The sequence below is a fragment of the Bacillus sp. G402 genome (genome assembly GCF_051172515.1).
GTDB lineage: Bacteria > Bacillota > Bacilli > Bacillales > Bacillaceae > Bacillus > Bacillus altitudinis.
The window spans coordinates 1-1938 of the sequence record NZ_JBPIZC010000011.1 but is presented as its reverse complement, the minus strand read 5'-3'; the positions used below and the strand labels follow the sequence as shown (position 1 = coordinate 1938).

Below are 1938 nucleotides of genomic sequence, written 5' to 3'. Positions count from 1 at the left end.
AGGTCACACCCGTTCCCATACCGAACACGGAAGTTAAGCTCTTCAGCGCCGATGGTAGTTGGGGGTTTCCCCCTGTGAGAGTAGGACGCCGCCAAGCTTTTCAAAGGATCAGTTCCAATCGGAACTGATCCTTTTTTGTGTTTCAATAAATGATATATCTATTTATATTGAAAATAGTGGTCTTTCACTACATTCTCAATAACTCATTCATTTCATCCCCTTCACTGGAATTCTAGACATTCTATAATATTCTTATCATCCAATCTCGTCGCTCGCTCATCTTGCTAAGAGTCAACATATCTAAAAAGGATCTTCTCCTCTGGCAACCATATGTAGCGAACTGCGCTTGCTGCTAGATCATTGAAACCTACATAAGAGAGCAAAGGGCATCTTGGATTGCTAATGAGAGAGAAGAGGAAGATTTGAGTTAAGCACTACAATGTTTGATGAAGCAAAGGAACATTGAGACGAATTTTTGAAAAATGACCATGATCAATTTAATATAAACAATTATACAAAAATGGTTTCTCTGAAAAATAAAATAATAAAAAAATTCGTTTCTAAATGCACGTTATCTGAGGATATAAGGAATAAAACAAACATTTTTCAGCTTTAAAAGAGCTGTTTTTACATTGAAAAAGCGCTATTAATGCCCTTTTTAACAAAAAAACATAAAAAAATGAAAAAAAAACTTTTAAAATGAAGAGACAAGTGGTAAACTTCTTTAGGTGCCTTAACGAAAAGGTTTGAAAAAACAGATTTAAAATAAATTCAAAAATTATTTTAAAAAAGTCTTTACAAACAATATCTTATCGTTATATAATACTATTTGTCAGATCGAGAGACATTCGAAACGACACAATATGGAGGATTAGCTCAGCTGGGAGAGCATCTGCCTTACAAGCAGAGGGTCGGCGGTTCGAGCCCGTCATCCTCCACCATATTTATTCTTACATAATGTTAGGATAGATAAAGCCGGTGTAGCTCAACTGGTAGAGCAACTGACTTGTAATCAGTAGGTTGGGGGTTCAAGTCCTCTTGCCGGCACCACTTTCATATGGTAAGATAGACAAGTCGCTTTAAAAGCGAGCCATTAGCTCAGTTGGTAGAGCATCTGACTTTTAATCAGAGGGTCGAAGGTTCGAGTCCTTCATGGCTCACCATTTTCATGCGGGTGTGGCGGAATTGGCAGACGCGCTAGACTTAGGATCTAGTGTCTTTATGACGTGGGGGTTCAAGTCCCTTCACCCGCATTGCCAAACAACATAAAGAAATCCTGTAATGCGGAAGTAGTTCAGTGGTAGAACACCACCTTGCCAAGGTGGGGGTCGCGGGTTCGAATCCCGTCTTCCGCTTATACCATCCACGCCGGGGTGGTGGAATTGGCAGACACACAGGACTTAAAATCCTGCGGTAGGTGACTACCGTGCCGGTTCAAGTCCGGCCCTCGGCATTATAAAATAAGCGCCCGTAGCTCAATTGGATAGAGCGTTTGACTACGGATCAAAAGGTTAGGGGTTCGACTCCTCTCGGGCGCGCCATTAAGATCGGGAAGTAGCTCAGCTTGGTAGAGCACTTGGTTTGGGACCAAGGGGTCGCAGGTTCGAATCCTGTCTTCCCGACCATCTTTTATGGGGCCTTAGCTCAGCTGGGAGAGCGCCTGCCTTGCACGCAGGAGGTCAGCGGTTCGATCCCGCTAGGCTCCACCAATATGATCTTTGAAAACTAAACAAGACAAAACGTACCTGTTAATTCGAGTTTTTATAAAAAAATCCTATGATACATCATAGGTAGTCAGTCAAACGCTGACGAAAAACAAAACTTCGGTTTTGTACTTTTTCGGAGAGTTTGATCCTGGCTCAGGACGAACGCTGGCGGCGTGCCTAATACATGCAAGTCGAGCGGACAGAAGGGAGCTTGCTCCCGGATGTTAGCGGC

At 42.6% G+C, this 1938-nt stretch carries 9 tRNA genes and 2 rRNA genes; all 11 read left to right on the top strand.

The window, feature by feature from the left end:
* Positions 1–97, top strand: a 5S ribosomal RNA gene (gene rrf / locus ACSBQP_RS19280); the annotation flags it as partial.
* 768 nt (positions 98–865) lie between these two features.
* Positions 866–941: transfer RNA gene (locus ACSBQP_RS19275), tRNA-Val, on the top strand.
* Positions 942–974: 33 nt separating this feature from the next.
* A tRNA-Thr gene (locus tag ACSBQP_RS19270) sits at positions 975–1050 on the top strand.
* A gap of 37 nt (positions 1051–1087) precedes the next feature.
* Positions 1088–1163, top strand: a tRNA-Lys gene (locus ACSBQP_RS19265).
* 7 nt (positions 1164–1170) lie between these two features.
* Positions 1171–1253: transfer RNA gene (locus ACSBQP_RS19260), tRNA-Leu, on the top strand.
* A 30-nt stretch (positions 1254–1283) separates the two neighbouring features.
* A tRNA-Gly gene (locus ACSBQP_RS19255) sits at positions 1284–1355 on the top strand.
* Between the two features lie 12 nt (positions 1356–1367).
* A tRNA-Leu gene (locus ACSBQP_RS19250) sits at positions 1368–1453 on the top strand.
* Positions 1454–1464: 11 nt separating this feature from the next.
* Positions 1465–1541, top strand: a tRNA-Arg gene (locus ACSBQP_RS19245).
* Between the two features lie 7 nt (positions 1542–1548).
* Positions 1549–1625: transfer RNA gene (locus tag ACSBQP_RS19240), tRNA-Pro, on the top strand.
* A gap of 8 nt (positions 1626–1633) precedes the next feature.
* Positions 1634–1709 (top strand) — tRNA-Ala (locus ACSBQP_RS19235).
* 127 nt (positions 1710–1836) lie between these two features.
* Positions 1837–1938: ribosomal RNA gene (locus ACSBQP_RS19230) — 16S ribosomal RNA — on the top strand; the annotation flags it as partial.